15 protein-coding genes are annotated in these 18,583 nt (G+C 38.5%); 4 read left to right on the plus strand and 11 right to left on the minus strand.

The features are described 5' to 3' along the window. Positions 1-17: 17 nt before the first annotated feature. The 7 genes from BQ5321_RS20500 to BQ5321_RS20530 all read right to left on the minus strand — a co-directional run bounded on the left by BQ5321_RS20500 (position 18) and on the right by BQ5321_RS20530 (position 9,734). Positions 18-1,025 carry a cyclodeaminase gene (locus BQ5321_RS20500; RefSeq protein ID WP_071396244.1) on the minus strand — a complete coding sequence of 336 codons (1,008 nt, stop codon included), beginning with the start codon at positions 1,023-1,025 and terminating at the stop codon, positions 18-20. A gap of 24 nt (positions 1,026-1,049) precedes the next feature. Further along, the gene (locus BQ5321_RS20505) at positions 1,050-2,240 is read right to left on the minus strand and encodes a M24 family metallopeptidase (protein ID WP_071396245.1); all 1,191 of its coding nucleotides are present in this window, start codon (positions 2,238-2,240) and stop codon (positions 1,050-1,052) included. Between the two features lie 237 nt (positions 2,241-2,477). Then, a complete protein-coding gene (locus BQ5321_RS20510; RefSeq protein WP_071396246.1) occupies positions 2,478-4,178 on the minus strand; it encodes a PucR family transcriptional regulator in 1,701 nt (566 codons plus the stop codon). A gap of 63 nt (positions 4,179-4,241) precedes the next feature. Further along, on the minus strand, positions 4,242-5,258 hold the full coding sequence (gene eutB, locus BQ5321_RS20515) for a hydroxyectoine utilization dehydratase EutB (protein WP_071396247.1): 1,017 nt from the start codon (positions 5,256-5,258) through the stop codon (positions 4,242-4,244). A 258-nt stretch (positions 5,259-5,516) separates the two neighbouring features. Next, positions 5,517-6,965, minus strand: a complete 1,449-nt coding sequence (locus BQ5321_RS20520) for an MFS transporter (RefSeq protein WP_071396248.1) — start codon at positions 6,963-6,965, stop codon at positions 5,517-5,519. A 528-nt stretch (positions 6,966-7,493) separates the two neighbouring features. Beyond that, positions 7,494-8,681: an MFS transporter gene (locus BQ5321_RS20525; protein WP_071396249.1), complete on the minus strand. Its 1,188-nt coding sequence runs from the start codon at positions 8,679-8,681 to the stop codon at positions 7,494-7,496. Between the two features lie 171 nt (positions 8,682-8,852). Beyond that, positions 8,853-9,734, minus strand: coding sequence for a LysR family transcriptional regulator (locus tag BQ5321_RS20530; protein ID WP_071396250.1), 882 nt, complete (start codon positions 9,732-9,734; stop codon positions 8,853-8,855). A gap of 125 nt (positions 9,735-9,859) precedes the next feature. Between BQ5321_RS20530 and BQ5321_RS20535 the strand changes: the two genes are divergently transcribed. Then, positions 9,860-11,071 (plus strand): MFS transporter, encoded by a 1,212-nt coding sequence (locus tag BQ5321_RS20535; RefSeq protein WP_071396251.1) that lies wholly within the window; start codon positions 9,860-9,862, stop codon positions 11,069-11,071. Between the two features lie 81 nt (positions 11,072-11,152). Here BQ5321_RS20535 and BQ5321_RS20540 read toward each other — a convergent pair whose 3' ends face one another. Both BQ5321_RS20540 and BQ5321_RS20545 read right to left on the minus strand, forming a co-directional pair. Further along, entirely contained in the window at positions 11,153-11,431 is a 279-nt protein-coding gene (locus tag BQ5321_RS20540) for a hypothetical protein (protein ID WP_071396252.1), read from the minus strand. Between the two features lie 89 nt (positions 11,432-11,520). After that, positions 11,521-12,843 carry a D-serine ammonia-lyase gene (locus BQ5321_RS20545; protein WP_071396253.1) on the minus strand — a complete coding sequence of 441 codons (1,323 nt, stop codon included), beginning with the start codon at positions 12,841-12,843 and terminating at the stop codon, positions 11,521-11,523. Between the two features lie 192 nt (positions 12,844-13,035). Between BQ5321_RS20545 and BQ5321_RS20550 the strand changes: the two genes are divergently transcribed. Continuing rightward, on the plus strand, positions 13,036-13,794 hold the full coding sequence (locus BQ5321_RS20550; RefSeq protein WP_071396254.1) for a MerR family transcriptional regulator: 759 nt from the start codon (positions 13,036-13,038) through the stop codon (positions 13,792-13,794). Positions 13,795-13,936: 142 nt separating this feature from the next. On the opposite strand, the gene BQ5321_RS20555 is transcribed toward BQ5321_RS20550, so the two are convergent. Then, positions 13,937-14,164, minus strand: a complete 228-nt coding sequence (locus BQ5321_RS20555; protein WP_071396255.1) for a hypothetical protein — start codon at positions 14,162-14,164, stop codon at positions 13,937-13,939. A 181-nt stretch (positions 14,165-14,345) separates the two neighbouring features. Further along, the gene (locus BQ5321_RS20560) at positions 14,346-15,569 is read right to left on the minus strand and encodes a TsoY family (seleno)protein (RefSeq protein WP_071396256.1); all 1,224 of its coding nucleotides are present in this window, start codon (positions 15,567-15,569) and stop codon (positions 14,346-14,348) included. Positions 15,570-15,823: 254 nt separating this feature from the next. Between BQ5321_RS20560 and BQ5321_RS20565 the strand changes: the two genes are divergently transcribed. Then, entirely contained in the window at positions 15,824-17,245 is a 1,422-nt protein-coding gene (locus BQ5321_RS20565; protein ID WP_071396257.1) for an NAD(P)/FAD-dependent oxidoreductase, read from the plus strand. Between the two features lie 278 nt (positions 17,246-17,523). Then, entirely contained in the window at positions 17,524-18,507 is a 984-nt protein-coding gene (locus BQ5321_RS20570) for an arsenic resistance protein (protein ID WP_071396258.1), read from the plus strand. Positions 18,508-18,583 lie beyond the last annotated feature (76 nt).

An 18,583-nucleotide genomic window follows, 5' to 3' on the forward strand; every position in this document is an offset into this window, starting at 1 on the left:
TCCTTGTCTACAAGCTCTTATATCACTGTCAGTTGTTTCTGATTATCAACCGTCATACCAATGTTTTTAGCGGATTCTAGCATTTGATAAGCATATAAAGCGATGGCTGTATCCTGCACTCCTGTGCCTGTTAAATCACAGACAGTTACTTCATGTTCATTGGTTCTTCCTGAAGCTTTTCCAGCAATGATGTCGCCAAGCTCGGTTATATGGTTCTCCTTATTCATTTTGCCTTCTCTTAACGCATGATGAAGCTCACCCAAACGGATACACTGCGACTTAGAATCACACACATATTTGTCTGCTTTGGCAATAACCGCTCCGTCCAATTCTTGTTTATCCTCAGCATCCGATCCCATTGCCGTAATATGAAGCCCAGGATGAAGCCATTCAGATTGAATGATTGGACTTTTCGCAGGTGTGGTTGTTACAACCATTTCACTGCCTCTTACAACTTGTTCAGGAGAGGATGCTGGAATGACTGTGATATTCAAAGCCGCCTCCATCTCCTCTTTAAATTTCTGGACATTCGCTTCCGATCGGCCGTATACTAGTATTTCTTTATAATCGCGAACAAGTTTAAGCGCCTTCATTTGGTATCTTGCTTGTGCACCCGTCCCAATCACTCCGACAGTCTTAACCTCTTCTTTAGCTAGATATTTCGCTGCGATCGCACCTGCTGCAGCCGTTCGGACTTCTGTTAGATAACCATTATCTAGTAAAAAAGCTTTGGGCTCGCCCGTTTTCGTACTAATGAGCATCATCCATCCATTTGCACTTGGTAGACCAAGTTTATAATTATCAAAGAAACCGGAGGAAACCTTTATCGCGAAAAAGTCCTTATTAGGTATATACGCTGATTTCACGTCTACTTCTCCGTTGTTCTCTTTCACATCAATTCGCATAATCGGTGGCATCACCACTTGGTTTGTCACTAATTGCATAAAGGCATCTTCAATGATAGGAATCACTTCTTTATTTAACTTTATAAAAGAGCGAATATCCTTTTCTGCATATATTTTCAAATGACTCACTCCTTGTAAGACCTATTAAACTTGAAGATTATAATTTTCGTTTACAAACAACTGTCTTGGAAAATTCGTGAGCACCTCACAGCCGGTTTCTGTCACTCTGAATGATTCACTTATCTCAATCCCGTAATCATCAAACCATAATCCTGGTATTAAGTGGAAAGTCATGTTCGGCTGTAATACGGTAAGGTCTCCTCTACGAATACTAGCAGTATGCTCGCCCCAATCAGGTGGATAATTTAATCCCATGGAATAACCAATTCTTGAATCTTTGACAATTCCATGCTTGGAAATAACCTTTGACCAAGCGATTTCAAGATCCTCACACATAGCACCTGGCTTGACTGCATCAAGTGCCGCATTTAATCCCTCCACGACTATTTTAGATACGTCCATTGCTTCTTGACTTGGCTTTCCAAGTGATACGGTACGTGCCATTGGAGCATGGTAGCGCTGGTAGCATCCTGCGATTTCAATAATAACCATTTGATTATTTGTATATTTCTTATCTGTCCACGTTATATGTGGGGTGGATGTATTTTCTCCCGCAGGCAGCATCGGTACGATTGCCGGGTAATCCCCTCCAAATTCACTAGTCCCACGGATTAAATCTCCGTATATATTGGCAACTGCATCACATTCTCTAACGCCTTCTTGGATTGAATTAACAGCCGTTTGCATGCCGATATCTACAATTTTTGCTGCTCTTTTAATGAATTCAATCTCCTGCTCTGATTTAACAATACGGACATAGTTGACTAGCAAACTAGCATCAGAGAAGATTGCATTTGGTAGATTTTTCTTCAAGCATTCGTAGGATTGTGCTGAAAAATAATAACTATCCATTTCAAGTCCAATTCGGCGATTAGATTGGCCAATTTGGGTTAAAATTTGTGCAGCAAACTCACTAGGATGCTTTATTTTTGAATGGACATAGTCTTCTGGATAAGGGATTATATTTTCGTGATATAGCCATGTAGTAGCCTTTGCTGCATTCGCATCCATTTTTCTGCCTATCCATATCGGCTGATCCTCATCGACAATTACAATTAGCATTTGGTCAACATAAAATGACCAGCTATTATATCCAGAAAGATAATTCATATTGGCTGGATTCGTCACAATTAACACTTCAATTCCTTTTTCCAGCATACTTTTCTTTGTTTGAGCCAATCGGTTTTTATACTCTTTTAAACTAAATGGCAACATCATAATCCCTCTCTTTACCTCTTCAATATTGTGTTTTAAAAGTTATGACCTTTTGTTATCTTCATTATAGGGGGAATGTCGTCGTAAAACATTCGCTAATATGTATGAATTTTCAGAAATTATTTTTATACAATTTGAAGCATACGGTAGACAGTTTTTCTTTTTCGCTGCGTTTTTAGTTGAAAAGTACATAAAAAAGGGAGTTTGCCACAGATACTCTGTACCAAACTCCTTTTTTTATAGTCCATTGATATTGGAGAGATTTGTATCGATTTGTTCTCTCTTTATGACCCCTGTTGACCAAACTCGCACACTAAAATCCAATAGGAAAAGATCATCTGGATTAACAAGTGATAGTCCTGTTAATGATTCTATTTTTCTTAACCGGTATAAAAGTGATTGTCGATGAAGATTTAGTTCACGCGCTGTTTGACTTACATTTCCACTATTTCTGTTATAAGCTTTGAACGTATTAATTAAATCCATATCCCGTTTTTCGTCATACTCAACTAATGGCAAGATAGGGGCAGCTATGATTTCTTGGACTTCTTCATTGATTGCCAAATTGAGTAATAACTGGTTCATACGCATTTCATCAAAATTGACCCGTTTGCCAATTCCAATCTGAGTCCTTCCCATATCTAATGCGGCTTTCGCTTTTTTGAAGCTTTTGGAAAAATCTCCTCTCCCTTCCTTATGTTTTCCGATTCCCCATGAAAATGTCAAACTAGGAAATAAGTGATGTACTCTTCGTTCAAACAAGTCTAAAAAGTGATTAACAGAGTCCGTATTTGATTCCTTCGTTACTTCTAAAAAAATAATAACTAAATCACCATCATAGGCAAATAACATTTGATGTTTAACTGCTTCTGCTGCAAATAACAATTCTTCTTTTATGTAAATAATCATTCTTTCAAGCCCGTTATTATTTTTGGTGTGCCTTTTGTGATTTTTTTCAATGAAGGCTTCAAAATTTTCTGGATACCCAATAATACATTCATATGGAATAGTCAAATTGTATTGAAACTGCTCCGCTTTTGCCATTTTATATTCCTCGGACAGATTCTCACCCTTAACCAGCCTTAATAGAAAGTCATTTTGCAAGCGCATCTCTGCTTTTGTCACGACGCTATTTCGCGAAAACCATAGGGCACAAGCCATCATCGCATGTTCCATAATATGAATCTCTTGCTGATTCAATTGATACTGTATATCAGAAATAACACATATTTCCCCTTCGTGTACTCCATTCGTTTGGATGGGGAGATGATAAAGATTTGCTTCATCATCCGATATTTTTCTTATTTTAGAATGTAAAGGATGGTTGGATGCTTCCTGTTTTTTTTGTTTTTTCAATAATTGATTTCTAATACTAAAGACCTTTGATTGCTTAGCGCTGCCTGCTACCGGATTTCCTTTATTATTTAATATTAAGATAGGAAGGTTAAGCTCTTCTTCTACATAATTTGAAATTTGCTCTAAGTTTTTTCCATCTAAAATCATTTGAATTAACGCTTGATGAATTCCTTTTGAACGCTTTAAATCCTGCTGTTGAATAAGATTTAATTCTCTCATCACTTCATGGATGATATCAGCGAAACGAATCTCCCATGGAATTTCTATTAAAATAAAATCTCTTTCCTCTGCAAATTGGATGATTTCCTCAGGAATTTCAAATATGTAGCGACCTGTAGCAATGGCTAAGGCAGATGCCCCCGAATTATATACATCTTTAACAAATTCTAATAAAATATCAGTATCCTCATGACAGCCAATTCCTGTACTAAGGACAAATTCATTTTCTCTGACAAAGTTTTCAACCGGGCTCTCAATCACCGAAACCCATTCAATGAACCGATTACCTAAAACGGCTTTACCTGATTTTATTTTGGAGGTTTTTAATAAGGGAAACTCGAGAATATTACTAACATACAGCATATTCACCATCTCCTTTCATATGTCATCATTTAGTAGCAATTCAACCTTAATAGTTAATTGTTACTATCTATTTTTTTGCAAATAATTTTGAAGGACATGAGTGACAACGGATAAATCAACATTACACCCAGTAACAATCGTACCAACTTTCCTATAAGTTTTTGATAATTTCTTATTTAAAACAGCAGCGATACCAACTGCAGCAGCTCCTTCAACAACCATTCTGTGGCCATCCATCATGAATCCCATACCTTCAGCAATTTCCTCTTCAGAAACGAGAATAAAATCATCAACATTTTCTTTGATAATCTTAAAAGTATATTCATTATCTAATCCTATTCCGCCTAGTAAGCTATCAGCCAATGTAGACTGCTCTCTCAAAACGACAGGTTCCCCTGCTTTAATGCTCTCATACATGACTGGTGACCTGTCCATTGAGACACCAATCACTTGAATCGATGGGTTAATCGATTTTAACGCAAGAGCTGTACCTGCTAATAAACCCCCACCAGATAGCGGCACAAGCATTGCCTCAAGATCAGGAATTTCTTCGAGAATCTCCAACCCGATTGTTCCTTGACCAGCAATAACATCAGGATCATCAAATGGCTTAACAACAGTCATACCGAATTTTTCTTCGAGTTCATAGCAATATTTCTCTGCATCATCCTGACTGTCCCCGATCATTTCAATTTGTGCACCGGATTTTTGTAGTGCCTCCACTTTTGCCTTTGGAACACGGTTAGAAATACAAATGGTAGATTGTATACCTAGTTTTTGTGCAATATAAGCGACCGCCAAACCATGATTCCCTGTTGAAAAGGTTGTGACCCCACATTTTTTTTCTTCCTCTGACAAATGTATAATTTTATTAGCCGCTCCACGAACCTTAAAAGAGCCAATATTCTGAAGATTCTCTAGCTTAAGATAGACATTCGAGTCTAATTTTTCAGAGAGCGATAAAGAGTGAAGCAATGGGGTTGACGAAATGAATGGTTTAATTTGTTTTCTTGCTTCCCATATTTTTTGAATGAGCTGACCATTTTGTAATCTTTCATATACCTTTTTCAATGAATTCACCCCTGTATCCTTCTATCTAATAATATATTAGTTGTCGTTTTATTACAATAATTTAGAATACATAATATTATTACAACGATAATATTTTTTTCGTGATTTCTAATTTTGTTGTTATAAAGTCAATAGTCTCCATTTAGTTCAGCATGCATGTTACTTTTTTACAATAAATTATTCTTTCGAAATGCTTTATGCTTCAACAATGTAAAACACCTCATAAATAAGTCTTTTACAAGGTGTTTTACTTTATTTATTCTCAAGTTATTTTGCCGTTACGCTAGGATTATACTTACCTTCTACCGTTTCTTCCAACGGCATTTCCTCTTCCCACCAGAGAGCTTTATCTGGATCTTTCAATATCTCATCAATTTCACTCGGATCATCTACCGTTGGTGCAGATCCGCGTAACGACTTGCCGGCAGTTTCTTTTACAAAAAAGCCAACGACTACAAGTCCGATGATACAAACGGCCATCAGGTAATAAGCCGGAACCATACTGTTCTTCGTCAAACTCACGAGCCAAGCAATCACTAATGGAGTTGTGCCACCAAATAAAGAGGTAGAAATATTATACGTGATTGCAAGTGATCCGTAGCGTACCTTTGTAAAAAATAGGGACGGCAATGTTGCAGGAAGTGCACCTTGAAAAGCAGCGAGCGTAATGCCAAGGATTAACAATCCAGCAAAAACAACAAGGTTACTGTTTGAACTAATCATGATAAAGGCTGGTACACTAAGTACAATTGTAGCAATGAGAGCTCCTTTAACAATCTTATTGCGGCCAATGCGATCGCTCCAATAACCCATGCATAAAATAATCGGAATCAGCAAAATCATCACAAGAAGATTAAAAACTAACCCTTTTGTTTCACTGTAGCCAAGCTCTTGAGTTAAATAAGATGGCATATACGTGAGAACCATATAGAGCGATGTGTTATAAAAGAACACAATTCCTAGGCAAATGAGGAGTGGCTTCCAATGATTTGTCAAAATATCTTTCAAAGATGCACGATGACGATCTTCTTCCTTTGCTTCCTCCATTGCCATGAATGCAGGTGTTTCCTCTAAGCGAGAACGCAAATAAAATCCAATAATCCCCATAGGTCCAGCAATCAAAAATGGAATTCTCCAGCCCCATTCAACCATTCTGTCAGGACCGATAATGTATGTCAAAAAAGTGACTAATGCGGCACTGGCACAAAACCCTACGGCGGTTCCAACCTCTAAACCACTTGTTAGAAACCCACGCTTTTTATCCGATGTTGATTCAGCTATATAAGTCATGGCGCCAGCATACTCGCCTCCAGTTGAAAATCCTTGGACTAGCCTGGCAATCAATAGCAAGATTGGAGCAGCAACACCGATAGTGGAATAGCTTGGAATAAGGCCGATGAACAACGTAGAAGCGGCCATCATGATGAGTGTAAGAGAGAGGACTTTCTTTCGACCCACTCGATCTCCCAGCATCCCAAAAACTAAGCCACCCAGTGGACGCGCGATAAAGGCGATCGCAAAAGTGGCAAATGCATATATCAATTGATGGGCAGGGTCAATCTCAGGAAAAAACACTTTACCAATCGTAACTGCTAAATATGCATAGAGACCAAAGTCAAACCATTCCATGGCATTACCAAGTGAAGTAACCACAACCGTTTGCTTAGCAACCTTCTTATCTACAACAATAATATCCTCTTTTTTCAAATTACCCATATTATTCCTCCATCTTCATTACAGTCTAAATTGGTTGAAGACTTTTATATTGAATGTTAATCTTTAAAGACAGATATTCTTTTCTTTCATCTTTTGCTATAGCAAGGAAAACGTTTTCAATATTAATAGAATGGATTCAAGCCTGATAGGATTAACAGGATCCGTACTAATTGCACAGCAATTCCTATATCTGCATTTCTATCTTAGTAATCCTCTAAGGAAACTCAGTTTCTATACATAACACTGAACTATCACTACCTTTCCAACCTTCTTATCTCATATTTTTAAAGAAAGTTCTGACTTTTCTGTATATTTGTTAGATTAACAAGAAAAAAAAACCTAAACAATACACAAATTGTATGAAGATTTTTTTCAGCTTTTTAGACAAAATAACTACAAGGTCTAAATCAAATTCGCCCGTCGAATTTGCGTCTAACTCACTCGGATAAATAGACAAAAAAAGTGTCAGCACCGTAAAAAGACAAAATGTGTGAATTTGTCTTTTTATAGTACTGACACCCTGGTCCACTAGGCAGTTTTATTTAAATCAGCTGATTCCACCTTAGGTTTGGAGGAAATAAGCGCCAGTAGCACAAGCCCTAGCATCATACTCATTGTGAAAAAGAGGTTAATTCCTTCAACATATTGCATCATGAATCCACCAACAAATGGACCGCTTATACTTCCGATACTGAACAGAATACTGCACATAATATTTCCGGCTGTTAGAAGGTGTTTGGGAACTAAGTCAACCATGAACGAAACACCAAGTGAGAAGGTCGAGCCGACAAGCATACCAGCAATGAAGAAGCAAACTGCTAATCCCATAACCGATTCCTTCATCAGTCCTGCCGCTGTAAACGATGTCAAGCCAATAATTAAAGCTACCATCAGAATGCTTTTTCTTCCATAATGGTCACTTAGCATCCCTAAAGGCAACTGAAAGACAATGCTTCCAAGAGCAAAGGCTGGTAAGATAAAGGCCACATTTTGAGCATCGATACCAATTCTTAATGCATAAATCGGAAAGCTCCCATTCAATGAAGCCTCTAAAAACCCGTAGCAGAATGGGAATAAAAACGCGATCCAACCATATTTCCATGCCTTACCGAACCGACTGAAGGTATCAAAAAATGAGCTCTTTTCTTCACTTTTTTCCGGAAATTCATTCCTAAGAAGCCATAATGGCAGCCATACTAACAAGCTTAGACCTGCTGAGAGCATAAATGGCAATGCTTCATTTACCTCGAGAAGGCGGGCCATCATTGGTCCCCCCGCAAAGCCTAGACCAAAAAATAAACCATAGAGAGAGATATTTCGCCCTCTTTTATGTTCCGGAGAAAAAGAGGTAATCCAGGTTTGACTCCCAAAGTGCAGCATATTGTCACCAATACCAACTAATAGTCGCAGGATAAACCAAAACCAGATCGATTTCCATACTGGAAATAAGACAAGAGCGGTGATGACGATAATGCCACCCGTCATAATCATTGGCTTATATCCGAATTTTCGAATCGGCGTTTCCATAAACGGTGCGGCAAGAAGCATCCCAATATAAATCGATGTTGCATGAAGTCCATTTACAGACGAAGGGATTCCATCCTGCTCAAAAATAATGGCGATTAAAGGTGTCAGCATTCCCTGAGAAAAACCAGACACGGCTACTGTAACAACCAAGGTCCAAAACCGAAACCGATTAGATACTACACCATACATATTTCATTCTCCCTATCGTTCAGCTCACAAAAAACCGAATTTTTTACCAAAAAAGGCAAAAAAACGGCTTTGTAACTACTTGTTTGTCAACACTCATCCTAATATTATATCAATATAAGACGATTTCCTTCTACCATTTTTATAGTTAGTGATAATCAATCACTTACTTTTCTATTCAGTTGGGAAATTTTCAATAACAAACGACTTAAATCTTTTGGCAACAGGAGAAAGCATTATATCCGATAAAGTCGATAGAGCAATCCTTCTTTGGCAAGGGTAGTCGTTAATTTCTAAAAAACAAAGGTTATCAAACATAATATCGCTAATTTTTGGCAGAATCGCTATTCCCATTCCCTTCATGACAAAGCCAGCGACAGTTGCTGCCTCTTCTCCTTCAAAGGTTATGAGTGGGTTTACATGTAAGCTAGAACACATTTCATCAAAGATATATCGGAGTCCAAATCCTTTTTTAAAGCAAATAAATTCTTCATCCTTTAAGCTACTAAACGAAACAGAAGTATCCCCTGCAAGCCGATGCTCCTTTGGCACTACAACATAAAGCGTCTCTGTACGTAGGATGGTCGATTGTATTCGGTCATTCTTAGTAGGCGGAACCGATAAACACATATCCGCAATTCCCTTTTCCACCTGACCTAGTATGTAATCATTTGCCCCCTGATAGAGCTGAAAGCTGATATTGGGATATAACTTTTTGTAGCTCGCTATTAGGTTGGGAATCTGATGTGGTCCGAGTGTATGGAGAAATGCTACAGAAATTTCCCCTGTATCAACAGAGATTTTCTCCTGTATTTCCTCCATTCCTTCCTCAATAGAAGCCTTAGCCTGCTGTGCTTTCTTTAAAAAAATCTCACCATACCTGGTTAGCGCCACTGATTTTCCATCGCGAAAGAATAAGGGCACCCCTAACTCCTGCTCTAATTTGATGATGGACCGACTTAAAGCTGGCTGTGATATCAATTGATGCTGTGCTGCCCTTGTAAAATGCTTATATTTTGCCACTGCAATAAAATTCTCTAATTGATGCCATTCCAACTCCTTTTCCCCCTTTATCATAACTAAAACGCATGGTACTTATGACTATTATAAATTAGACACATAAGATATCACAGCGTATAGTAAAGAATCATATGAAAAGATTGGAAATGAGGGAAATTAGAATGGATTCAATTCAATCAGGTTCAAAGGAATTTAAAAGGGCAAAGCTTGCCTTTCTTATTGCGGGACTCGTAACATTTGCCGCTATCTATACAGTTCAGCCAACAATGCCGCTATTTGCAAACGATTTTCATATATCAGCGCCGGCTGCCAGTCTCACGTTATCAGTTACAACTGGTTTACTCGCCTTTTCAATGTTAGCAGCAGCCACGCTCTCGGATAAAATCAGTATGAAAAATATCATGGTATTCTCAATGATTCTCACCTCGATGCTTGGCATCCTAACAGCCTTGAGCTCCAGCTATATGATGCTTTTACTCTTTAGAGCCATGCTAGGTATTTTTGTCGCAGGTATACCCTCTATTGCCATGGCCTTTATTGGGAAAGAATTTACACCTAGAGACAGTGTCATGATCATGGGCTTCTATATTTCCGGTTCAAGCATTGGGGGTATGACTGGAAGGCTTTTTACAGGCTTATTGACAGACCTTTTTTCATGGAGGCTTGCCTTTGCAGTAATCGGAGTGATTTCACTATTATTAAGTCTTTTCTTTTGGTACACTCTTCCGACACCCTCCACTCCTGTTAGAAAGAATATTGATTGGAAATCAATCTGGCCGTCTTATAAAATGCATTTGTTCAATAAAAATATCAACTTTCTGTTTGTACTTGGATTTCTATTAATGGGCAGCTTCGTAACGATGTACAATTACATCGGCTTCTTATTAATAAAGCCCCCCTATAATTTAAGTCAAACCGTTATCGGTCTTATTTTTATCGTGTATTTATTTGGTACCTTTAGTTCCATTTATATGGGGAAGAAAGCAAAGCAATATGGAACGAGTATGATATTAAAATGGTCTTTTTTGATTACGATTATTGGTGCAGTAATCACACTGTTTCCAAATTTACTCGCAAAAATCATTGGTATCTCCATTTTTACCTTTGGCTTTTTTGCAGCCCATTCGATTGTCAGTGCCTTAGTAACGGAGCGTGCCAAACAAAATAAAGCCCAGGCGTCTTCCCTTTATTTACTATTTTATTATTTAGGTTCTTCATTTGTTGGATCATTTGGAGGTTTCTTTTGGGATCACTTCTCCTGGGGTGGTGTCATCTCCTTCCTGTTAGGACTTCTTACCACTGGATTAATCCTAATTATCAAGTGCACACAGGCCAAGACTGCCTCAATCATGATTCAGAAGAAAGCTCTATAACAAATAAGAATCCCCTGCTTGCTCCAGATTATAGCCTCGGTGGAGTAAACAGGGGATTTCTATGATTATTTCCTAATAACCTTAATAGTAAGGATATCCAGCATATGGATTATATTGTGTTGGATATGGATATGGGGCCGGATAAGGATATGGCGCAGGGTAAGGATAGCCTCCATAACCCGGTGACGCCAACGCACCAAGCGTTAAGCCACCTAGTAAGCCGCCAATGAACGGTGCCCCGGAGCCATGGTGCTGTCCATGATGGTACCCGCCATGGTGCTGTCCGCCATGATGTCCTCCATGGTGGTGTCCCCCATGATGCCCGCTGTGATGTCCGCCATAATGTCTTGGATCCATCATAATCGTACCCTCTCCCTTTTTCTTTTTATTAGCTTACCTACTTTAGAATATGCGGGAGAGTTGTCCAATGAGTGGGCAAGTCAGCCTGTTCAGTTTGATGAATTCTTGTTATTCAACTCATTCCCTTTATCAAGGTATCCCTTCATTTCATCCTGTGGTACCATACTACCTCCTGTCGCCCAAATAATATGTGTTGAATTTTTCATAATTTGCTGACCAAAGCGGTTATAATAGTCTAGATTTTGCTGGGTTAAAAAAAAGCCTGGGAATCCTGCTGCAGCGGATGGTTCAATTTCAATACTTTCTTCCTTTGCTAATAGCGAAAGAAGTTGAAACAGCCGGTTATCGATAACGGTAAAAAGTCCATCCAGCTGGTTTCCAACCACCTCGCCAACAAAGCCTGATGCTCTGCCAACCGCCAAGCCATCTGCTGCTGTCTGTCCTGATAATCCAATATCCTGTACAGAAATTTTATTTTGCAGCCCAGTCATAACTCCTAACAGCATACATGGTGCTTGAACAGGTTCAGCGAAAAAACAATGGACGTGTTCACCATATATTTGCTTCAGTCCATATGCCACGCCCCCCGGTCCGCCGCCAACACCGCAAGGAAGATAGACAAATAGCGGATGCTCTGCATCTACTGTTATCCCTTGTTTCTTTAGCTGATGCTCAACACGCTTAGCTGCAACCGCATAGCCTAAAAATAGAGTTTGTGAGTTTTCATCATCGATAAAATGGCAGTTTGGATCCTGATTGGCTTGCTTCCTGCCTTCCTCCACTGCCTTTTCATAATCAGCTTCATACTCAATAACCGTGACGCCTTTTTTTCGCAGCAAATCCTTTTTCCATTGCCTAGCATCAGCTGACATATGAACAGTGACCTTAAAGCCTAGCTTTGCACTCATGATGCCAATACTTAAACCAAGGTTTCCAGTAGAGCCTACTGATACAGAGTAATGGGAGAATAGCTGCTTGTATTTTTCACTTGCAAGAACAGAGTAGTCATCTGCCATGGTTAAGCCGCCAGACTCTAGGGCAATTTTTTCGGCGAAATACAATACTTCATAGATGCCGCCTCTTGCCTTAATCGAACCAGAAATCGGTAAATGACTGTCACATTTTAGGAGAAGCCTGCCCTCCAGTTCTTTCTGATAGTAATCTTCCAAAGCTGCCTTCATCCTCGGAATGTGCTTTAAAGGTGATTCAATCATTCCCTGATTCCCTGCCGTTTCAGGAAATACCTTCTCAATGTATGGTGCAAAGCGTTCGAGCCTTTGACGTGCATCCTCAATGTCTGCGGCAGTAAGTGTGGAGGCTTGGGGAGGCTTAATATTTGGATTAAACCAGATCACCTCCAGACCCTCTTGCATGTCTGGAATAATTGGATATTTATCTGCTAACTCTGACATACACTTCCCTACTTTATCGTTTATTTTTTTATCTATTTAAAATGTACCACAACCACTCATTTACAAAAACCTCCCCGATAATGATGCTCAAAAACAGATTCTGACTTTTGCAGAGATAAAAAAACCTAATAAACGAGTTGACATTGACGTTACGTAAAGGTGTATCGTGTAGTTACAGGGAGGTTTGAGATGATGGAATACACCGTGCAAAAACTGGCAAAGCTGGCAGGAGTCAGCACCCGAACACTCCGCTACTATGATGAAATTGGAATTCTAAAGCCGGCAAGAATCAATTCATCAGGCTATCGGATTTACGGTCAGGCTGAGGTAGATACACTACAGCAAATTCTTTTCTTTAGAGAATTAGGTTTAGAGTTAAATAACATAAAAGAAGTCGTGACAGATCCAAACTTTGATGGCACGAAAGCGCTTCGGGATCATCTGCAAAAGCTCCTTGAAAAAAGAAAACAGCTCGATTTGTTAATTGAAAATGTCAATAAAACAATCGCCTCAAAGGAAGGGAGAATAACAATGGCTAACAAAGAAAAGTTTGAAGGCTTTAAGAAAAAAATGATTGAAGAAAACGAAAAGAAATATGGTGAAGAAATCCGCCAAAAGTATGGTGAAAAAACGGTTAATAAATCAAATGAAAAATTTATGAACATGTCACAGGAAGAATACGAAAAAGTAACTACATTAGAGAAGCAGCTACACGAAACATTAGCAGAGGCTTTTGCGACAGATGACCCAGCCGGAGAATTGGCACAAAAGGCAGCTGACCTCCACAAGCAATGGCTTTGCTTCTATTGGCATGAATATAATAAAGAAGCCCATGCAGGCTTGGCACAAATGTATGTTGACGACAAACGCTTCAAAGCCTATTACGATAAGAACCAACCAGGTATCGCTGAATTCCTCAGAGATGCCATCAACATCTACACAAGTAAATAATGGTTATGGGATAGCTAAAACAACACCGTTAGCCATGTCGGAAAACGATAAAGCTTGCCAATAGTAGAAAAACACCTCTTCAAAAGGTTGACATCCTGCACCATGTCAAGCTTTAAAGAGGTCATATTCATGAAAACTATTATTATTTTTTTATATCAAAAGGGTTCTCCATTGTATTCTGCTTCATCTTTTCTAATTCAAGCCTCATTTTCTCTGTTTCTAATAAATAGTTTTCATGCTTAAGCTTTTCTAGCTCTATTTCATCCTTCAGCATACCTCGCTTGATTTTCAATTGCTTTTGAAAATGGGCTGTAATAATCGCTATGATGGGTATCGAAAAAATCATAATAACAGTGATAGTACCTGTCATGACTTCACCTCGTTTTGGTATATTCTTGTACCTTATAACTTAATTATATAATAGTTAATAAAGGACAAAAAGGATGACATCTTATCTAAAGCGAAAAGAAAGGGGATGGTTATTCTCGCTTATGCTGAAGCAAGAGAACCATCCCCTGTTATTTATGAGAATCTCAGATTTATATTGTGGTTTAGTTATTTGTTCCTGTAGGAATTACAAATGGAGCATCCTCCTTTGTTTTAGAAAATAGCTTCTTGTTTAATCTAAGCAATACTTGCATGGTTTTGAGCTGTACAAGGACAAATGGAGCCAGCATGACATAGTGAACAATGGAAAATGGTGTAATCACTCCTGTTTTTACAAAACCCCAATGAACAAAGAACATTCCGAGAACCATGAACGCTACACCTGGACAGATTAAGGAAAAGCTTCCAGGGCTTTTTCCCTTACCTTTAGTCATCTCATTAAAATAACCATTTTTACTAAGGACAGTATAACCGATTAATCCAAACATTACTTGAATAGAAACAAAGATGGTTAAGACAACAAATAATGGAATCGCAGACGGCTCTTGAATGTGAAGAAGATTATGGTTTATGCCACTGTATAGACGGACAAATGTAATACCTAATAGAGTTAAAATAGGAATCGCCATCCAAATGCTCGGACTGCCTGCTTTATCAATCCCCTGCTTGAAAATAGACTTAAAACCTAGAGTCATCTTCAAGAACATTAACAGAAATGCAATACTACCAAAGAAAATGGACATCACCGTTCCAATTACAGATATGGCAAGTGTATGACTCATGGCCGCAGGTGCTGCAAAACCAACTGCAATCATCGCAAAGGCAAACACCGTTAGCATATGACTTAAATTATTATTTTGGACAAAATCTAAATCCCCATTAAGAATGAAGCGAGTAAAATAATTCTTGAAAAGGACCATTGCATAAACACCAATGGCAAAAAATCCAAGCAATGCAAATGGGAACATATACTCCACATAATTCCATAGATTTGGCACAAAAACGCCAGCTAAGATAAATAGGACATTAATCGTCATCCCTAGGGTTAACGGAATCGCCATTAATGTTACTTCTGCATTTGAGCTTTTCAGCTTTTGATAGGCTGCCGTTCTTTTAAAAATCCTATACTCTCTAACATTCCATGCAAGTAGTCGGAAATGCTTATAAGCAAAGATTAGTATTAATAGAAGAGCTGCTCCTGTTAAAATACTGACTAATAGATTGTCTCCAGTTAAAACGGGAAAGATATGTTCAAAATTAGCCATTGGTCTGCCCGGATGTTTAATTAAAAACATGAAATACATGAAAAAAGAAACTCCTAGCCCCCCGCTTCCTAATGCAGCTAGAAAATAAAGCGGATTATAGCTTTCTCCTAAATTTTTCTTCAAACGTAATCATCCTTTCTTTTTATACCCTGCTCGGTATTGGTGAACCCATTTTATACTGGATTTCTTTAAATGTTCAATACTTTTACCACTTAACGAACTCAATTAGGGGTAATCCCCTATTTGCTTATAAATATGGTTTTTATTCTTTTTGTAACGATGTAAAACATGGTATCTTTTAACTACAAAAAGGAATTAACTAAAATTTTTCATCATTTTTATACCCTAGTTAGTATTAAAAACAAGGAGGATTTCATATGTCGCATGTAGTTGTGATAGGAGCCGGATTTTCTGGTCAAACAGCTGCTTTATATTTAAGAAAGAAATTGGGTAAGGAGCACGATGTAACTGTTATTAATCCTTGGCCACGCTTTACGTACATTCCTTCATTAGTATGGGTTGGAATTGGACAAATGGCTCCGGAAAAAACAATGTTTGAATTAGCGCCTGTCTTCAAAAAACACAATATTCATTTTGTTCAGGCTTTTGCAAAAGAGATACACCCTGATGATCAGTTTGTTTTAGTGGAGACAAAGGATGGACAGCAGCAAAAAATAAGATATGACTATCTAATAAATGCAACTGGACCGCATTTGAATTTTGAAGGCACAGAAGGATTAGGACCTGATCATGATACATCACATTCCATTTGTAATATTCATCATGCCAAAATGGCACGTGATGCCTATCTTGAACAGGTAAAAAGAATGGAGAAGGGTGAAAAGGTAAAGCTTCTTATTGGAACCGGGCATGGTCAGGCTACCTGTCAGGGTGCTGCTCTAGAATACATTACAAATATGCATAATGATCTTGTTAAAAGAGGATTAAGAGATAAAGCAACCATTATGTGGATGTCAAACGAACCACACTTAGGAGACCTTGGGGTTGGCGGTGTACACGCTTCCAAGCACGGCTATATTATGAAGTCAGAATCATTTATGAAATCTCTATTCTCTGAGCAAAACATCTACTATCAGGTTCAAACAGCCGTTACAAAGGTAGAAAAGGGAAAGGTCTACTGGGAAAACTATCAAGGCGAATTTGGCGAAACAGAATATGATTTTGCGATGCTGATTCCGCAATTCAAGGGAACGAAAATTAAATATATCGACCAAGATGGAAACGATATTTCAGCAAAACTAACAAACCCTGCCGGTTTCATGCTGGTCGATGGAGGGTACGGAAAGAAATGGGAGGAGCTTAAGGCAACAGATTGGCCTTCCACCTATCAATCTCCGTTCTATCCAAATATATTTGCAGCTGGAATTGCCTTCGCACCACCAGGATCTGTTTCAAAGCCACATATCACGAAGAATGGAACGGTTATCACGGCCACTGTTCCTCGTACGGGGATGGCATCAGGAATAATTGGTAAGATTGCTGCACTCAATATTGTCGATATGATACATGGTAAGCAGCCTTCCCACCATGAATCGATGACAGAAATGCCTGGTGCATGTATTGCTTCCATTGGCAAATCGACATGGAATGGTTCAGCAGCATCCATCGTCATGTATCCAGTGACACCTGATTATGAAAAATATCCTGATTATGGAAGAGATCTAAAAATAACAGATATGGAGATTGGGCTTGCTGGTGCCTGGATGAAACGGTCTTTACACACAATGTTTATGTATAAAATGAAAGGAAATCTTGGCTGGAGTTTGATTCCAGAATAAGAGAGGAGAATGAATATGCAATTAAGTAATGAAATGAAGCCAACAAAGAGAACATTTTTCATTAGACAATGTAAAATTTACCAATTAGTTAGACTTAGTTCCTTAGGAATTAGAATACTAAAGGTCGCCTTATTCCCGCCTGGACATTCAAAGCAATAAAACCGATTTGTCGTGTCACATAAATCAACCATATATTAGGTAAAAGTAAACACTAGACTCCATTATACCCCTTGGGGTATAATGGAGTCATTAAATTTACCATAAGGAAGTGCTGTTGCATGCGAAAGCTTTATGTTTTTCCACAAAAACACCTGCTTTTGAGTGTCCCGTTAACATTAATACTCGGATTCATTATTGGTACTGCTATTGATACCAGCTTTTTGCAGCCTACAATATTAATTGGAACCATTATTATGATATATGCCACAATGGTTGGATTTAAGGTAAAAGAACTAACATCGATTAAAGGATCAAAGGTATTAGGTTATTCTCTACTATTAAACTTTGTCATTATTCCCGTTATCGCGTTTTTATTAGGAAAACTGCTGTTACATAACCATCCTGTTATGTTTGCCGGGTTGGCGCTTTCAGCTCTTTTACCTACCAGTGGGATGACCATTTCATGGACGGCTATTCAAAAAGGAAATGTACCGGCAGCTGTTAAATTAACCGTTTTCGGTTTAACTCTTGGCTCGCTTTTGACACCATGGTATTTACTGGCCATGGTAGGGAAATATGTGGATGTTAATATTCTCGAAACGATGAAAACCATCTTATTAGTGGTATTTGTACCAATGCTATTAGGGCATATTACCTTTAAGCTATTACTGAAAAAATATACATTAGAGCAATTCCAAAAGAAAATCAAACCAAATCTTGCTCCCTTAAGCAACTGGGGGATGCTTTATGTCGTGTTTGTTAGTATTAGTATGAAGGCCCCTATTATTCTCTCTAACCTGCAGCTGATTGCCCTTGCTTTTGTTGTATTAGTGGTCTTTTACGCAATCAACTATTTGATTAGTACCTTTACGGCTAAAAAATTTCTGGATAGGGAAAATGGAATTGCTTTAGTTAACGGGACAGTACTTAGAAACCTGTCGATTGCGATAGGATTAGCTGCAACCTCCTTTGGAGCAGAAGCAGCTCTAATCGTTACCATTGCCTTTATCGTACAGCAGCAAAGTATTGCATATTACGGAAAAGCTGCTAATAAATACTGGTTTAAGCCTCAAAAGACCAAGCCAGCTGCCGCTGTAAACTAATTATGCCAAAGCCTACTCTTCATCCGAACAATGATTGAGTGGGCTTTTTTGTTATGCGAGATTTCATCTAGTTTTC

Origin of the sequence: Bacillus tuaregi, assembly GCF_900104575.1 — a bacterium.
Lineage (GTDB): Bacteria > Bacillota > Bacilli > Bacillales > Cytobacillaceae > Bacillus_BD > Bacillus_BD tuaregi.